6 protein-coding genes are annotated in these 19,273 nt (G+C 42.3%); 1 reads left to right on the top strand and 5 read right to left on the bottom strand.

The genetic code is table 11. From position 1 onward, the window contains the following. The first annotated feature begins 316 nt into the window (after window positions 1-316). Entirely contained in the window at window positions 317-2,200 is a 1,884-nt protein-coding gene (locus tag IEV57_RS18745) for a tetratricopeptide repeat protein (protein ID WP_188444573.1), read from the top strand. Between the two features lie 99 nt (window positions 2,201-2,299). Here the strand turns inward: IEV57_RS18745 and IEV57_RS18740 are convergent, their stop codons facing one another. From IEV57_RS18740 to IEV57_RS18720, 5 genes are all read right to left on the bottom strand, one after another. Further along, on the bottom strand, window positions 2,300-2,656 hold the full coding sequence (locus IEV57_RS18740; protein ID WP_188444572.1) for a helix-turn-helix domain-containing protein: 357 nt from the start codon (window positions 2,654-2,656) through the stop codon (window positions 2,300-2,302). A gap of 226 nt (window positions 2,657-2,882) precedes the next feature. Then, window positions 2,883-3,821 carry a PorP/SprF family type IX secretion system membrane protein gene (locus IEV57_RS18735; protein WP_188444571.1) on the bottom strand — a complete coding sequence of 313 codons (939 nt, stop codon included), beginning with the start codon at window positions 3,819-3,821 and terminating at the stop codon, window positions 2,883-2,885. A 108-nt stretch (window positions 3,822-3,929) separates the two neighbouring features. Then, complete coding sequence (locus IEV57_RS18730; RefSeq protein WP_188444570.1) at window positions 3,930-17,402, bottom strand: GLUG motif-containing protein; 13,473 nt, start codon at window positions 17,400-17,402, stop codon at window positions 3,930-3,932. 582 nt (window positions 17,403-17,984) lie between these two features. Next, a complete protein-coding gene (locus IEV57_RS18725; protein WP_188444569.1) occupies window positions 17,985-18,392 on the bottom strand; it encodes a helix-turn-helix domain-containing protein in 408 nt (135 codons plus the stop codon). A 167-nt stretch (window positions 18,393-18,559) separates the two neighbouring features. Next, window positions 18,560-19,273: PorP/SprF family type IX secretion system membrane protein (locus IEV57_RS18720; RefSeq protein WP_188444568.1), on the bottom strand; the 714-nt coding region annotated here is incomplete at its 5' end.

Here is a 19,273-nt window from a genome sequence, read left to right as displayed (position 1 = left end):
GCTAAGCAATTAAACATTTTTTGGTTAATTGGTTATTTGGTTAACTGGTTAACTGAGTAGCATCATGAACATCACAAGTTGGTTTTTTAACCCTTAACGATTAACACTTAACATTTACACGAGAAAGCCTTCCTCTTACAATATCCTCCTCCCTAAACGATTAAACAGCTAAGCAGTTAAACAACTTACTGTCTGGATCATCTAATTTTAACAATAAATTAATCTTACTCAAGATGTCGATATAAAAGTATAGGCTCTTATATTTACCCGAGATTCACATTTTATCCTTTACCCTATTTGATAAACTTCTACATTAATGATTCCTTTATTTCAAGAAAAAATGCTAAAAATCATTTGGTTTAAAGTAAATCAATTAATAATAGTTAGAAAGACTCTACCCATCTTCCTGATTTTATACTTTTTAATTCCAACGACTGTTAACGTCATTTTTGCCTATCAAAACCAAGAAAAAGCCAAATTTGAATCAGAAAACCTGGACTTATTCAATTTAAGTGACAGCTCTATCTCAATACTCCAAGAACAATTTCCCTTGATTAAAAATAATATATTGGCAAAAGAGCTGGAGCTATTTTTAGAAGAATTTGAAATAGACCAGACTTTACCTAAAGAAGAAGATGCCGAAATATTGAAAGTAATCTACAGCCAACACAATAAGAAACTAAAAAAACAAACTAAAATCAACTTACTACTCAAGCTTGCCTATATCTATAACAGGCAAATAAAGAGCAAGGAAGTCATTGCTACCTTAGAAGAGTTAAAACGCTATGATTTAAGCGAATCAGAATTGGCTTTATCGCAATATTACTTTGGACTAGCGGAACAAGATAAAAGTAATTTTGAAACTGCTTTGTCCTATTACTTGAAAGCCTTACCAGTTTTTGAAAAACAAAAAGATCAAAAAAACTTGACCGGGATATATAGCGATCTAGGAAGGCTATACAATTCCAACAAAGACTACAAGAAATCCATCTATTATTACCTAAAGGCAGTGAGTACCGCAGAAACCATGATGGATACTTCGCTGATAGCAAAAACTTATTCTAATATTGGGACAACCTACGAGAGAATGCAGGAAGATGAATTGGCTATCGAATTCTATAAAAAAGGGATGGAGCTTTCAAAAGTCCTACAAGACTCACTTAAACTCGCTCAAAATCTACTCAACATAGGTAATGTCTACACCAAACTCAAAGATTACCCAAAAGCACACGAGTATTACCTTCAATCTCTTGAAATATGCCAGCAAAAAAACATCGCTTATGGCAAAGTACTCAATTATTTGAATATAGGGCTCAATGCCAAAGATTGGGGGAAGTATGACCTTGGACTGACTATGACTGATAGTGGATTACAACAAGTCAATCTCATGGATCTTCCTTTTGAAAAAGCTTCTTTGCTTCATAATAAATCCCAAATACATGCAAAGATTGGCAAGTATGAAGAAGCCTATCTATTGCTACTAGAAGCAGATGAACTGGAAAAGGAAATTTTTGACAAGGAAAAACAGGCAAGAATTGAGGAATTGACTGTGAAATATGAAACCACCATCAAAGAAAAAGAATTAGAAAATGCCAACCTTCAAGTAAAAAGTGCTCAACAAAACTTGAGATTTCTATTCATAATATCCTGTTTAATTATAATAGCTACATCTTTATTGGTTGCTTTTTATAGGTCTAGAGCCATAAAAATTAAAGCCTTATATTTGAAAAATTTAGAAACACTTGCTATATATAAAAACAATAGAGCATCTATCAAAAAGCAAATTGAAGAGAAAAATAATACCAATAAAAATACAGATCAATTTGAACAACTTTTTGAACAAATCAACCAACTGCTTATCGATGAAGAAGCCTATAAAAATGCTGATTTCAACTTAAACAGCCTTGCACAACAAGTAAAGAGTAATAGCAAATACGTCTCTCAGGCAATCCAACAGGAAACTAGTAAAAACTTTAATACCTACATCAACCACCTGAGGGTTATGGAGGCTCAAAAACTCATTCAAGAAAATTATCAAGATGATAATCTCAATCTAACAGATGTTATGTATGCTTGTGGATTCCAAAGTAGGACCACTTTCTATAAAGCTTTCCAAAAAGAAACTGGAATGTCACCGAAACAATATAAAGATTTAGCAATATCTGAAATTGGAAGAAATGAAGAAGATACTATATATTAATCAAGTCCAAATCAGTTTTAAACGTATGGAATAATCAGTATATAAGATTATAAGGATCAATTCTCGTCAAAATACTTATTCGTCAAAACAAAAAATCTTTTATTCTTCTTGATAAGCTACTGTTTCAAAAATAATTGGAATTGAATTCTTTGATTCAGATTGAATTTTAAAGTATTCTTTAAAAGAAACATCTGTTTTGGATTTGAATGCATTGTAAAACGTAACTCTGGATTTATATCCTGTGATTTTTAAACACTTCTCAACGTTTGGCTTTACGGTTTCAATTTTAAGCCATTCAATTAATTTTTTAATCCTAACATCATTCAAATAACTTCTAAAGCCATAGCCATAATAGGATTTAATTATCTTATTCAAAATAGTATCACTGACACCAACTAAAGAAGCAAGTTTTTTCAAATTTAAATCAGAATCCTTATATACTTCTTGAAAATCCATGGCTATATTAAGTTTGAATAGTACATCATCTACAATAGCCGATCGCATAGCTCTTCATTTAAGGTGATGATTTGATATAATCTTAGCTTCCTTATTTTCAATTTCCTCATCCAATTTTTCAATACAATCAGTGAAGCCATTAAACATCAGGGAGACAGTCATTCAACAGTCTCCCCAACGTTTTAAAACCATACATTCTACAGGGTTTGTAGCTTTCAAACTCTCCTTACCAAATCATCCCTCTCCTATCTCCAAATAAGGCGTAGGTCAGCATGAATTCATGCGTCACATTCGGTAGCAAATAGCTTTTCAAAGTTGGCATCTCGTAGATGTAGCCTATGCGCATCTTGTCGAAGAGCAAGCCAAACTGGAAGTTGTTCGCATAGTCTATCCTGTGCCCTCCTCCTAGCCAAAACTTCTCTTTCAAGACTACTTTCATATTGAATTCTACATTGTCTGGCAAGTCTACCTGACTCCTGTACATGAAGTTGGTTGCTAGAGCTAGGTTGTCGCTCATTCTGTTTCTGTAGCCTGCTTGGAAGATGCCTACTCTTGGCATCCTTTCCATGAATACATCTCCTGAGTTGATCGCTCCTTGATTCACATGGTGTACCGCATAAGACACATAGTAGTTTGGGTGCGTTACCGCTATCCCTAAGTTGAAGTCCACCACCTGCATATTAGAGAAGCTCCCGAGGTACTGGCCTACTATCGGATCATCTGCTTGCTCTGTTGTCATGCTATTCCCATCTAGGCGGACAGAGCGGTAGTTTAAGCCGGCCCCCAATCTTAGATTTGTTTTTTCTCCTATTTGGATCCTGGAGGCATAGCTAGCGACAAACTCCGTCTCTGCAAAGGCTCCATACTGATCATGTAGGATAGAGATCCCTGCTGCGTTCTTGCCTAGGATATCACCTGAGGCCTGACCAGAGAGTTGGCCGAAGTCTAGTTCTGCTGAGGCAAAGTAAGTCTTTGGTGCTCCCTCCCAGCCTGCCCACTGATTCCGGACAAAACCTCTTAGCATAGAACCTTCATAACCCGTCAGTGCTGGATTGTAGTAGCCCTGCAAGTGGCTGAATTGAGAAATATATTTTCTTGATTGAGCGAGAATATCCGTTGTCGTTACAAGGGCTATTCCTATGAATAAGATGATTGTTTTTTTCATGATTTTATATTTTTGAGGAGAAAGGTCAAAGGTTAAAGGAGAAAGGGGGGACGAGTCATTTATTTATAAACTCGTCCTTTCTCCTTTTACCTAGTCCCTTTTACCTCTTTACTTTCTTAACAGATTCAAGATTCCTTTTCTCACTTCTCCTGTCTCTCTCACTTCGAGTGTCCAGTAGTAGCTGCCCACAGGCATCTCCTTGCTTTCGAAGGTTCCATCCCATCTCTGATCTGGATCTTCTGTGTAGAAGAGTCGCTTGCCACTGCGCTCAAATACCTGAACTCTTGCTCCTGTATAGTAGCGAATCTCTGGTACACCCCAGTTATCATTGATACCATCTCCATCTGGTGTGAAGGTATTGTAAATCTCAATCTCTGATACACGCTCTCTGTTTCTTGTGATTTCAAAGACCTTGTCCAGCGTATTGAAGTCCCTGTCAGTTACCCTCACGACAACCTTGAATGTGGTTCTGCCTGCCGCAGGATCTTCACTGCTCCAGTAGAGTACATTGTTGATTACCCTGAAGTATCTGTTATCCTCCAAATCATATGGCACACCAAGTACATGTATGTTGTCTATCGGATCCACTACACTCAATGTACCGATCGCTACTTCCTGACTCGTTCTAGCCCCATCGAAGGTGCTGTTGGATAGAAGGATATCCTCTGGTTTTGCTTTTGGAAGTATCAGCACTTCTATCGTCGCCTTGATGTCGTAGGCATTGAACATGCCCTGAGGTATCACCAACTCTCCGATCACTTCGTAGTTGCCTCTGCTGAATACATTGACTGTACTCAGATTCCAGTTGACTTCTAAGAATACTAGCTGACCGAATCCATTCATCAAGACCACCTCTTTTGGTAGATCATTGGCCGCTAATACCTGACCCCATGCAGATTGTACTGCTCCTGGTACATAGTACTCTATTGGAGAGCGCTCTCTTACATAGTCTGGCACACCATCGCCATTGCTATCCCTGTATTCATGAACATTATTAGGATCAGTACCTTGCATGTATTCATACACATCCGGTACACCATCTCCATCTGTATCCAGATCCAAGTCTAGCATCAAGATCGCTCCTAGGTTCAAAGACATCTCTGAGCCTGCTGTTGTAATACCAGTCGCTTGGAGCGTATACCTACCAGGTTTGATGTCTGCTGGAATGTTCATTGATGCGCTGAACTTACCTAGTTGATCTATGTCAGCATAACCTAAGAAGTACACCTTGCCTGGCTGCGAGCCCATCACGCGGGCTGTCTGCTGCCATGAAGCATTTACTTCTAGCATTCTGGTTTGCAGATAGGTATCCTCTACCCTGATTCTACCACCTGCATTGCCTTCTACATTCTCTATCAACCACACCGCTACTGCTGTATTCTGCTTGAAGCCTTCGCCATTGACTTTAGCAATACCATTGGGTTCTAGGACTAGCAAGCCTTCTAAAATCGGCAACTGATCACCAGTAGCTCTTGCTGCTGCCAAGTCCATCTTCAATGAACCTGCCTCAAATACCAAGGCATCATCTACGATATCCAAGAAGACATCCTCTTCGTTTCCATCCAAGGTAAAGGTATAGGTGCCTGGATCTTGTGTAGGGATCGTACTATTGTCATCCGTCACAGGGGCTATCGGAATCAATGGACCGATCACTTTCTCTTCTCCTACTGAGAAGGCCGTGAAGGCACTGATCCTGAACCAATACTTCTGAGAATTGGTCAAGTCTGCTGCTAGGTACTCAAGTGCTTCCGTTTCTGTCAGTAGGGTATAGTTCTCTCCATCTTCTGATACCTCTATGCGATAGCCTAAGATATCTGTAGCAGATTCTGCTGGTGCCTCCCAGCTCAAAGAAACCTCCTTGTCATCTACTTGTCCTACTAGATTCTGTACAGGTGAGATGTAAGGATCAATCACTGTCAATACACCATTCACCAAGGTCAGCTCATAGTTAGGGTCAGATCCTCCTGTCAAGACAATCGGATAAGTACCCGGTAGCGAGGACGATGTAGCAGGCGTACTGATCGCAGGCTCTACTGCTACACGCTTGTCATCATTGAGTAGGCCTTCATAGCTGAATGTGAACACTGGATTCTCTTCTCCAAAGTTACGCTCCGCATCCGCTGCTATCACTGTCACCTGATGCTTATCAATCGTAAAGCTTGAGGTAATCGAACCAGCATAGTTGCCTATACCCGTCACCGTTACCGTAGCTGTACCTGCATTCATATTGTTACTGTAAGTCACCGTGAAGTCTTTGTCCTCTTCTAAGGTTACTGTTCCGTCTTTCACCATAACTGTAGGTGTAAGTGCAGAACCTGTATAGCTCTGAGCTGCTATCTCTCCGATCTCAGCATCTTCCAAAGACTTCGATTCAATCTCGAAGGTGCTTGTTATGGTACTAGCATAGTTACCGATACCCGTCACCGTTACCGTAGCAGTTCCTGCATCGGTATTGTCTGTGAAAGTCACTTCATAATCTACACCTTCTTCCAGGATCACTTCACCGTCTTTTACGCTAACAGCTGGTGTAAGTGGAGAACCTGTATAGCTTTGAGCTGTTATCTCTCCGATTTCAGCATCTTCCAAAGACTTCGATTCAATCTCAAAGGTGCTTGTTAGAGTACCAGCATAGTTGCCTATACCCGTCACCGTTACCGTAGCAGTTCCTGCATCGGTATTGTCTGTGAGAGTCACTTCATAATCTACACCTTCTTCCAGGATCACTTCAACGTCTTTCACAGTAATAGTTGGTGTAAGCGGAGAACCTGTATAGGTCTGAGCTGCTATCTCTCCGATCTCAGCATCTTCCAAAGACTTCGATTCTATCTCGAAAGTGCTTGTTAGCGTACCAGCATAATTGCCTATACCAGTCACCGTTACCGTAGCAGTTCCCACGTTGATATTATCAGTGTAAGACACGGTAAAGTCCTTACCTTCTTCTAAAGACACTGTACCGTCTTTCACCGTAACAGATGGTGTAAGCGGAGAACCTGTGTAGCTCTGAGTTGCTATCTCTCCAATCTCAGCATCTTCCAAAGACTTCGATTCTATCTCGAAGGTGCTTGTTAGAGTACCAGCATAATTACCGATACCCGTCACCGTTACCGTAGCAGTTCCTGCATCGGTATTATCTGTGTAAGTCACTTCATAATCTACTCCTTCTTCCAGGATCACATCACCGTCTTTCACTGTCAGGGTAACCGTGATTTCAGCACCTGTGAATACCTGATCTTCGATAACCAATTCCTGCGCAGGAAGCGTTTTCGCCGTGATCACAGCAGTTTCGACTACCACATCTTCAGGAGCCAAGTAATTACCTGCATCTTCCCCTGCTATGGTATAGACCACTGTGATGGCCTTATCTGTACCCACATTGGCGTTATCATAAGTAGCTACTCCGGTGGCCTCCACTTCTTCATCTCCAACTACTCCTGAGAGTACGATATCCGATACCGCAGCAGTTGTACTACTGTCAAATACCTTTTCTGTCGTCAGTTCCTGAGAAGCTAACGTCAATTGTGCTTTGGTAATCACCCCATTAGTAACTACCAGATCTTCAGGAGCCAGGTAATTATCGGCATCCTCTCCAGCTATCGTATAGACTACCGTGATGGTTCTGCCTGTACCTGAATTGGCATTGTCATAAGAAGCCACCGCAGTCACGGTCACTTCCTCTCCTGCTACTACGCCGTCCAATTCAATCGAATCGATCGATGCTGAAATAGTACCATCGTAAGGCTTGCTCAACTCCAGCTCCTGAGAGGCAACGGTCAGTTGTTTTCCTGTAATCTCAAAACTAGCACTTGTTGTACCCAAAAACTTCCCGCCTTCTACGCTCGATATCGTTACTTTGGCAGTACCTACATTGATATTGTCCTCAAAGCTTAATTCATAATCTACACCGGCTACCAAAATATCATTACCATCCTTGATCACCAATTCCGGCTCAATACCAGAACCTGTATAGGTCTGATCCAATATGGCTTCCACCGTAGTTTCACCCAGGTTTTTGGCAATCAACCAAATCCCATCTGCTTCCACTTCCGTGGTCCATCTCAGCGTAGGGTATGGACTTTCAAGGCCATCGGCATCAGCCCTGACGATGCTCCATGGTTCATCTCCCCCTAGGAAAGTCGCAAGAGCCTGCATCTCCGCTGTCGTCTTGCCCTCCCCTTCAGCACTCTCCGTCAAGCCGGACGTCTCGGTGTCCCAGTAGCTGTCTGTCACCGAACTATTACTATCTATTCGACCTATAAGTCCTCCAATATCCTGACCGGATTGGCGTGTCACCAATCCAACACTGTAGGAATTGACCACTGAGCTGGCCTCTAGCTCACCAACCAAGCCACCTACTCCTCTAGTGGAGGTTGTGACTGTACCTTCGACATCCCCGAAAGCCATACTGTTTTGAATATGTGAGTCTTCATCGGCATAACCTACCAAGCCTCCTACACGATATTCTCCACTTACATTTCCAAGAGCATAAGACTGATCTATTCCTCCTTGGTAAAGACTTCCTACAAGCCCACCAACTTCATCTTCCGTTCCTATCACATTTCCAGTAGCATACGCTCGGGAGATCAATATATCACCTGCTGTAGCTGCCCCGGCACCTCCTACAAGACCACCGACCCCATCAAGACCAATGACATCACCAGTAGCATAGACAGAGTCAATCTTGGTATTGTACATACCGCCAATCAGGCCTCCTATATCGTCGTCAGCGCCTTCTACATCACCGGTAGCAAAAGCATCAGAGAGTTCAACTACTCTTGCATAACCAATCAAGCCACCTACCTCGTCATCACCTCCAGTCACATTACCCATAGCATGTACCCGTGTAATTTGGGATTTAGGGCCATTGTCAACTCCTCTAACATCACCAATCAAACCTCCTACATAACTTCTTCCTCCTGAAACATTTCCTGTCGCACTTGCACTATCGATCCTCACATACAAAATGGAAGGGGGATTACTATAAAACCTATCATAGCCCGCATAACCGATCAGACCACCTACTCTACCTCCTATTGCTTCAACAGATTCTCCCTTGTAGTGAGAATTTGTAATTTCAAGAGGCTCTAAACCATCCCTGCTTACCTCAGCACGACCGATCAAACCACCTACGTAGGCATCAGAGTCGTCATAAGTACTTTTGACGGTTCCAGAGGCATAACTATTTCGAACAAATACATCTCGTGCTTCACCAACCAAGCCACCGACGTGATCAGCTGCTCCCTCTACATTTCCAAGTGCATACGAATCCACAATTCCTCCCCTTCTCAAATTACCTACAAGGCCTCCAATTTCTCCATCCGTTCCTGTTACATTTCCAGTAGCGTAAGCTCGGGAGATCAATACCTCTCTCTCCCCTGATGTACCTAAGACGCCTCCTGCATATCCTACCAGGCCTCCAATTTCATCTTCACCACTTACATTCCCTGTCGCATAGACAGAGTCAATCGTGGTCTTGTACATATCACCAATCAATCCTCCTATTTCCTCTTCTCCTACTACATTACCAGTAGCAAAAGCAAGATAGAGCGCAACATTTTCTGACTCACCAATCAAACCACCTATATAGTCACCAGTTCCAGTCACATTACCGGTAGCATGTACCCGTGTGATTACGGATTTAGCATCTTTATTTGGCTCTACAGAACCAATCAAACCACCTAGATAACCGTCTCCTGAAATAGCTCCTGTAGCACTCGCACTATCTATCTGTACGTCTCGCACATAACCGATCAGACCACCGACATAATCTCCTATTGCCTCAACAGATTCTCCTTTGTAGTGAGAATTTGTAATTTCAATATGAGCTGAACTGCTTTCATCAGATGCTTCTGCACGGCCAATCAAACCGCCAACATAGACAGAACTTGTCGTGTTACGATTACTTTTCACCGTTCCAGAGGCATGGGATTCTGCAACGGTAGTCTTTTCATCTCCTATACTTATATCCCCGATCAAGCCTCCAACATATCTTTCTCCTTCCACATCCCCCGAAGCGGAAGAGAACGCTACACTACTGTTGCTCCCTAGGTAACCAATCAAACCACCTACATGATCAAATCCACTGACATTACCATAAGCTGTGGCGCGCTTCACAGGACCATCCATCTGTCCAATAAGACCTCCGACTTCATCGTCACCTCCACTGACCTCCACATCAGCGTAAGCATGGTCCAATTCACTGTTGTCTTCAAGGTAACCTATCAGGCCACCAATATAGTCATCGTCATCACTCACCACCGTTCCAGAAGCAATCACTTCCCTGACAGCTGTATCTTTGGCACGTCCTGCAAGGGTAGCTACTTCACCTTCACCCGACATATTGGCTTGATCAAGATTCAAATTCTGGAAAAGGGCATCTTCCGCATAACCAAATAATGCAACTCCGTCTGTCGTTGGACGATCAATGGTCAAGGCGGTTATTTTATGACCCAAACCATCAAATCTACCAAGAAAAGGCTCTGGATTATCCCAAGCATCGTAGCCTATCGGCTCAAAGCCCTCACCACTATTCCAAGTACTTGTAGCACTTGCATCAATATCTGCACCGAGTACATAATTTCCTTCAACTTTGGATTCGTGTGCCAGACCCTGTAAGCTATTCGAAGCCGAAGCACTGGATTCATCTCCTGCTGCTCCAAGGTCGGTGATCACTGTCCATGCTACTGCATCACCATCCGATCCCAGCTTGGTGCTAAAATTCTGACCTGCCTGCAAATTGAGCTTACCGGCAAAGCCCTCTGCTGTCAATCCAAAATCATATTGAGATTCATTGTCAGCTGCTACAGCGTCCTGACCGTATTCCAGGGTCACTTTATCTTCTGCTCCTGTAGCAGTCATATCTGCCAGGATACGGATATCTCCCTGAGATCTCAAGATAACATCAAAACCTTCCCAAGTTACATCCTGAGCTACTACCAAGGAATCTCCTGTGATGATCAAGCCGGCAAAAACAGCCCCTAAATCTTCAAATTCACCCAGATTAAAGCCTTCAGAAGAAGCAGAATTATCAGGTTCAACAAACTGAGCTAAATCAGCAGCATTACCTACTGTAAAAGTCAATTCCCCCGCTTCAAGTTTCAACTCACAGCTCGCACAAGCTTGCTGCGTTATGCTACCACCCTCCTGAAGGAAATTATCATAAGGTAAATATACTGCCTGACTTAAAGACACTTTCGGCATCAACCAAATCGGGTCATTATCATCCGCTTCCTCTCCTTCTCCCAAAGTAGTCCAGAATAAAGTCGGATAGTTAATATTTTCTAATGTTGAAACCTCAGCTACCCATTCCGGTGAATCAGGGTCCATTCCTCTGAAAGTTCGAATATCCTGCATCTCCGCAGTTGTCTTACCCTCTCCACCAGCACTCGTAGTCAAGCCGGAAGTCTCAATGTCCCAATAGCTGTTCTCCATCTCAACGGCGTTTTCCCATATGTCTCCTACCAAGCCACCTGCCAAGCCCTCAGGTCCAATCACAGTTCCTGTGGAATAAACATTGGAAATGGAAGTATTGCCATCGCCTTTTTCAAGATGTCCTATAAATCCACCTACATTATCATTATCAGCTGTTGCATTTCCGACAGCAAAACTATTAGAAACGGTAAGCAAATAATCTGAATAAGTATAACCGATAAAACCTCCAACGAAACCGCCTCCAACTACATCACCTACAGCAAAAGATAGATTTACAGAAATTTCACCATCATAGGATTCAGCATCTCCGATAAGTCCTCCTACAAGAAAACTTCCAGTAACTTCACCTGAAGCAGATGACAGATTAATGCTTCCTCCCAAAGACTGACCAACTAAACCACCTACACCATTAATCCCCTGAATTTCTCCATCTGCACGTACTTTTAATAAATCTGTCTTGGATGTTCGCCCAATCAAACCACCTACGTAATTAGAATTTGGCGCTGACACGTCACCAGTGGTATAGGAGTCAGAAATAGAACCACCTTTGGCATCACCGACAAGACCTCCGATATGCATCCCTGGACCCTCAAATTGAATGTCTGAAACTACTCCAGTAGTATGTGATTCTTCGATAACCGCATCTTCCATATAACCAATCAATCCACCAACTTCTCTATAGCCTGAAATTGCGCCTGTGGCTTTGCCCTTGGTAAGTTTCAGGCTGGTGGTCACATCATTGGAGCTACCACTTAAGGCCTCACCTACCAAGCCTCCGATTTTTTTCAATCCAGAAACAGTCCCTTCGGCAAAAGAATCATCGATAATGATATCTTTTTCATCAGCCCAAATGGTACCTACAAGTCCTCCGATTTTTCCCTCAAAGTCCAAATCTGCTGTACCCGTCACATTACCTAAAGCATGAGATTTTATGATTTCAACAGAAGCTGACCAGGAGTAAGCTTCTCCTATGAGACCACCTACATTTTCATCACCGCTCACGTCGCCTGTTGCATAAGAATCGGTAATGACGTCCTCATAGGCATAGCCAAGCAACCCACCAACGTACTGTGATCCACTTACAGTTCCGGTAGCATAAGTATTCAGATAGGAAGACTCACCGGTATTACCCACAAGTCCACCTGTATTGTCATCTCCATCAACTGCACCAAGTGCGTAGGAATCCGAAACAATCACATCATAAACAGAACCTGCCAAACCACCGGCTCCACCTGTAGCATCCACTGCAACATCGGCAAAAGAGCCACTTATTGCACCAGGTGACAAATATCCAAGTAAGCCACCTACAGCGTCACCACCTACTACTGTACCTGAAGCAAAGGCATCTGAAATATGCGTATAATCCGATGATCCAATCAAAGATCCTACGCTGTTTCTCCCTTTCACATTAACACCAGTAAGACCGGTATTAGAAATCTTAACAATTAAATTTTCAGAACCTACAACTTTACCGAATAAGCCTTGAATATCATTGGATTCCCTATTTATTATTAAATTAGTAATGAGGTGCCCCAAACCGTCGAAATTTCCAGAAAAACTAGGGTTCAATTCAAAATCACCTATCGGCTCAAAGCCCTCACCACTATTCCAAGTATTTGTAGCACTTGCATCAATATCCGCACCGAGTACATAATTACCGACCAGTTTGGAACTGTATGCCAGACCCTGCAAGCTATTGAGAGCATCTTCTTCGTCTTCATCTCCTTCCGATCCCAATGCTGTGATGACCGTCCATTCCATAGCGGTACCGTCCGATCCCAGCTTGGTGCTGAAGTTCGCTCCCGCCTGCAAATTGAGCTTACCGGCAAAGCCCTCTGCTGTCAATCCAAAATCATACTTGGCTTCGTTCTCAGCTGCTACAGCGCCCTGACCGTATTCTAAAATCACTTTATCTTCTGCTCCTGTAGCAGTCATTTCAGCCAAGATCCTGATATCTCCCTGAGATCTCAAGATAATATCAAAACCTTCCCAAGTTACATCCTGCGCCACTTCAAGTTCATCACCTGTGATGATCAAAGCGCCTAGCTCAACCCCTCCATCTATTACTTCACCTACTCTATAGCCGGGATAATCAGCAATATCAATCGATGTGGAACCACCCGTCAACTCAGTAGGATCACCTACTGTGAAGTTCAGTTCGCCATTCGTCAAAGTCAGATTACAGCTGGCACAGGCCTGCTGTCCGACCACTCCACCTTCCTGAAGGAAGTTTTCGTACACAGCATTGGCTTGGGTTACGGCCACCTTCTTAGGCATTAGCCATACCGCCGAGGAAGTTGAACTCGTAGTCCATCTCAAGGATGGATAATCACTTGTAAGATCATCTTCTGCTACGACATCCCAGATTCGGTTATCCGCATCAAGTCCACCGAAAGTGGTCAGTTCCTGCATTTCCGCAGTGGTCTTACCGATTGCTTCTTGATTAGTGGTATTAATCGTGATAAAACCAGCACTACTTGTCGTACCGGAGGTGGTAATGTCCCAATAACTATCAGAAATTGTAAGATCACCATCATTACTGATATCTCCAATAAATCCTCCTACTCCTTCACCCGTAACCTGACCAACGCTATAAGATCGAGAAATAACGGTACCATTATTGTCCCCTACTCTACCAATCAATCCCCCAGCAGCAGAACCGCTAACATTTCCCAGAGCGAAGGAATCAAAAATATCACTTCCAAAAAGGTTACCAACCAAACCTCCAAATCGCTGATGACCAGAACTAAAACTCTCCGCTTCATAGGCTACGGTAACATCGGCATAAGATTCTTTGATAGAGCTCCTAGTACCTTCTAAACTACCCATAGCGCCAACAAGTCCACCAACCCTCTCAGGTCCTTTTGCTATTCCAGTGGCATAAGATTTTAAGATGTGACTTCCACGGAAATATCCTACTAATCCTCCTACTTCTTCTCCGTCATTTCCAAAATTAGTACTGATCACTTGCACATCTGAGGCATAGCAATTGGTCACAGTACTTACATCTCCCTGTCCGATTAAGGAACCAACTTGCTCCTTAGCAGTTACTTCCGGGCTGATCAACCCTAGATTTTCGATCGTAGCTTCATCAATATACCCAAAAAGTCCCACTCTTCTTTCTTCAGGCCTATTGATCACCAATCCGGAAATGGTGAACCCACCACCATCGAATGTTCCCTTGAACCTTCCAATTGGCAGATCACTGCTATTGAGAGTATCGTCTCCTATCGGCTGCCAGCCTTTGCCGTCATTGGAAGTGACAGAAGCCAGTACCTGATAGCCTGGACTGTTATCGTCTAGGTTATTCATCAGCTTAAAGGACTTGTCGAGACGGTTTCTCACTTCGTCCAGCTGATACCAGTCTGTAATCTGATAAGGAATGGCATCCGTACCGTCACCGATTAGAGACACAACTACTCCTGGAATAGGATCCTGGGCAAGTGCTCCGAAGTACGGATAGGACTGCCGCGAACCTTGGGCCATCGTCCAAATAGCAGTAAAATCCCAAGTAGCACCCGTAAAAGTCGCAAGGGTTTTCATCTCTGCGGTGGTCTTGCCTGTGGCGCCAAGATTATCATCACCGTGATTTCCAAGACCGGAAGTCTCTACATCCCAAAAACTATTGGTGATAGTACCACTAGTATTCGCCCCGATAAAACCACCGGTGTCGCTTACAGGTCCAGTAACTTGTCCTGCTGAATACGATCTAATGATGGCACCGCCATTATTATATCCTACAAAGCCTCCAACATCTAGATCCGATGTACCCTCTACCGCACCAAAAGCATAACAATCTGCAATAGTAGCATTAAGTTGGTCATTGGCACCGACCAAGCCTCCAACAATTTGTCCTCCATAGACATTGCCGGAAGCAAAAGATTGGGAAATAGAACCTGAACTATTAAGTCCTACTAAGCCTCCAATGTATTCGGCGGTTTGTCTTACTGCAGGGTCAGTCGATTCGGCAGCTGTCGATGTTACATTTCCTGTGGCGGAAGACTTGGTAATAGTGCCTCCTTGATTCAAACCCACTAAGCCTCCAAGATTAGAACTCCCTTTAACACTCGTTTTAGAATGCACATTATCTACAGTTCCTCCATTTACACCCACTAGGGCACCAGTATAAACCTTCCCAATTATTTCACCACTTACTTGAAGATTTTTCAGTACTGCTCCCGTAAATGTTGTACCAAAAAGACCTACATAGTCTTCGTCAGCTCTAACAATACTTAGATTTTTTATTTCAAAATCTTTCCCATCGAATACACCTTTAAATGGATTTGTAGAATCCCCTATTGGCTGCCAGCCTTTTCCGGCATTATAAAATTGCCCATTAGGTGCTAAGTCATCTGTCAGATCCAGATCATTCATCAAGATAAAATTCTTGTCTAAAAAATACCTGATAGCATTGAGCTGTTCGGCTGTCGTGATCTGATAAGGAATATCATCACCATTTCCTACAGGAAAAATTGGAGCTAAATCTCCCCTAGATCCTGTAAGTGTAGCCAATGAATTATCTACTTGCTCTTGTGTGGCATTTGCATTATCCAGCACCACTTGAGATGAAGTCAAGGTTCCACTAAATGTAGTCCAACTAGCCGACGTGTAATTGATCTCATCTAAGTTCTCGCTATTAACTTCATCCACTTTTGCCTGCAATGCTGTCTTATCAGCAAAGTTTCTTACCTCTACCTGAACAGTAGCTGTCGTAGTAGTACGAGAATCAGATTTTATAGTAATCGTGTAAGTTCCGTTAGCCGTATTAGATAAGAAAGTTACCTTGTTGCCTGAAATAGTAATTTTTCCGCCACTATTATTGTTTATAGTGAGTGTTGCTGTTTCTGCCGACATGATATTTCCCACTTGATTCCTAATGTTGTACGTCACATCCACTTCAACAATACCAGCAAAAGTGTCAATAGCATCACTCCCAGTCAATGCCGTTTTGTTATTGACCTTCACATCGGTTATTTCATCTACCCTTTCTACATTCTGTAAACCTGGTTTTGGATTTTGTGTATTAGATTGTAAATAAGGATAAGAGATAAATAACGAAGAAGATTCCGGACCCTCAATTGCCCAAATATTGGTGAAAACCCAATTGGTAAAATTAGATTCCAATTTCATTTGCTCTGTGGTTCTCCCCAGAGCAATATCATGAATAGTGTTATTTGTTCTACCTGATGCACTGGTATCCCAAAAGTTGTTGGCAAATGTTATGCCTGCCGTACCTCCATTTTCGAAAGTACCTCCAATGAAACCCCCTATAGAAGAAGTTCCTGATGCAGTAATTTTTGCAGCAGCGTAAGAGTTAAGGATTTGATTGGGATTACTAGTGGGTAAGCCAAGCCTACCAATCAAACCACCCACAAAATTGACCCCTACTATTTCGGTGTCAACCACATATGAATTTTCGATTTTACTACCGGAAGGGTTCACACCTACTTCTCCGACTAATCCACCAACATATACAGAAGTCGTATTAGAAATAGGTGTCTGTGTTCCATTTATCCCATCTGCTACAATTTTTCCTCCATAAATAAAAACATTACTTACAGTAGTACCTCTTATGCGACCAGCTAAACCTCCTACAGAAGTTCGAGCGCTTATCTGATTTATGCCAATCCCCAGATTTTTAATTTCTGCATCTAATGTATAACCGAACAATCCTACAAAATCATTATTGTTAGAATTAGTTATTGAAGCTGTTTTATTTCTATCAGGTAAGCTGGTTCCAACTATTGTCAGACCAGTAATTTTAAATCCAGCACCATCTAAAATCCCAGTGAAAGGATTGTAGGCATCTCCAATAGGTACCCAGCTAGAAATACTAGAAAGATCAATATTGGCTCCCAACTTATAGCTTCCAGCAAGATTATTCCGGATATTATCCAGCTCCTGCGCTGTATTAATCACGGTCGCAACAACATCCCGATCTCCTGCTCCTTCTTCCGTGCCATTGGACAGCAGAGGAAGACTGCAGAGCAGGAAGCAGAGCAGCAGCAGGTAGCTTCCTACCCTACTGCCCAGCCAACTCCGGCTTGTGCGTGAAAAATGATACCTGCCTCCCGGTACCTGGTCAGCAGCTACCCTGGGATGTGATACGCTGGACACCCCGGTTTTTTGATGATTTTGTAAAATTTTATGCATACTATTTGGTTTGATAAATTACACATGAAGTCCGGGCATACCCTGCCCAAAGCGGTGCAAGAGTAGGCCCTATTCCATCAAATCGAAAAAAATCCACTATCACAATTCTATCACAATCCTCAACGAAGTAAATGAAAAGTAACAGATCACTAATGAATCCCTACTCTTGGAAAAAAATATTGGAAATAACAAAGAAAAAGGCGAGGGGGAGGAATTCGTGGATAAGACGGAGTTATTTTAGGGAAAAGGTAAAAGGTAAAAGGAGGGGAATCGTGAAAATGTCGGAGTAGATTTAGAGAAAAGGTCAAAGGGGAAAAGCTAAAGAAGGGGATTTCAGAACGAGTCATCTTTGAACGCTTAACGATTAACCTTTAACATCCTCTTTCGGGCTCTTTGTGATTTCCTCTCGGTAGGGATGGTCAAAATAGGAAAAAGGTAAAAGATAAAATGGCGGGATCTCTGAACATTTCGAAGTCGATGCTGTAAACGATTAAGCATACTCCTAACCTTCCAAATCGGAATGAGTCAAAAATAGAGGGGCAAAATTGTATAGAAACCCCTCTTTGCAAACAAAAAAAAGTTTTAAAACTCTGTCAAAACTGCTGATTCGAAAATAATCTTATTTAAATTATTAAATTGAACTGTATGCCTATAATATTCCGTAAGGGATAATCCTGTCCTAGACTTAAAAGCATTAAAAAATGTAACCCTAGACTTATATCCTGATATTTCCATACACTTAGTTACATTTGGCCCCACTATTCCATTTTGAATCTTATTTAACAATTTTTTAATCCGAATTTCATTTAAATAACTTTTAAATCCCATCCCATAACTTGCCTTTATAATCTTGCTCAAATCACCATAATGTACACCTACGATAGCTGCTAATTTTGTTAAACTCAGATCTGCATCTTTATAAACCTCCTGAAAATCCATCGCTATATTGAGTTTGAAGATTATATCTTCTTTATCGTCCAATCCCATCATCCATATTTTTTATTAAAAATCAATCCATCTTCTTGTGAAAATCACTATTCTAATCCTTTCTTTGAACGCTTAATAAATTAAGTACTTAACATTGGAAAGACCGTCAGATTGCAAGTCTCCCCAATGTTTCTATCTTAGTCAATTCCTACAAGCCAATCAAGTTCTCCCTACCAAATTAACCCTCTCCTATCTCCAAATAAGGCATAAGTCAACATGAATTCATGCGTCACATTCGGTAGCAAGTAGCTTCTCAACATCGGCATCTCGTAGATATAACCAATGCGCATCTTGTCGAAGAGCAAGCCAAACTGGAAGTTGTTTGCATAGTCTATCCTGTGCCCACCTCCTAGCCAGAACTTCTCTTTCAAGACTACTTTCATATTGAATTCTACATTGTCTGGCAAGTCTATCTGACTCCTGTACATGAAGTTGGTTGCTAGAGCTAGGTTGTCGGTCATTCTGTTTCTGTAACCTGCTTGGAAGATGCCTACCCTGGGCATTCTCTCCATGAATACATCTCCTGAGTTGATCGCTCCTTGATTCACATGGTGTACCGCATAAGACACATAGTAGTTTGGGTGCGTTACCGCTATCCCTAAGTTGAAGTCCACCACCTGCATATTTGAGAAACTCCCGAGGTACTGTCCTACTATCGGGTCATCTGCTTGCTCCGTCGTCATGCTATTCCCGTCTAGGCGAACAGAGCGGTAATTTAAACCAGTTCCTAATCTTAGATTTGTTTTTTCTCCTATTTGGATTCTGGAGGCATAGCTAGCCACAAACTCCGTCTCTGCAAAGGCTCCATACTGATCATGTAGGATAGATATTCCTGCAGCATTCTTGCCTAGGATATCTCCTGAGGCTTGACCTGAGAGTTGGCC

The organism is Belliella aquatica, from assembly GCF_014637795.1.
In the GTDB taxonomy this organism is placed as follows: Bacteria; Bacteroidota; Bacteroidia; order Cytophagales; family Cyclobacteriaceae; genus Belliella; species Belliella aquatica.
Note: the sequence above shows the minus strand (reverse complement) of the source record. Positions and strands in the feature narration are given on the sequence as shown.

Coding starts and splice junctions, on each gene's coding strand:
- IEV57_RS18745 (WP_188444573.1), top strand. CDS start 317: ATGATTCCTTTATTTCAAGAAAAAATGCTAAAAATCATTTGGTTTAAA.
- IEV57_RS18740 (WP_188444572.1), bottom strand. CDS start 2,656: ATGGATTTTCAAGAAGTATATAAGGATTCTGATTTAAATTTGAAAAAA.
- IEV57_RS18735 (WP_188444571.1), bottom strand. CDS start 3,821: ATGAAAAAAACAATCATCTTATTCATAGGAATAGCCCTTGTAACGACA.
- IEV57_RS18730 (WP_188444570.1), bottom strand. CDS start 17,402: ATGCATAAAATTTTACAAAATCATCAAAAAACCGGGGTGTCCAGCGTA.
- IEV57_RS18725 (WP_188444569.1), bottom strand. CDS start 18,392: ATGATGGGATTGGACGATAAAGAAGATATAATCTTCAAACTCAATATA.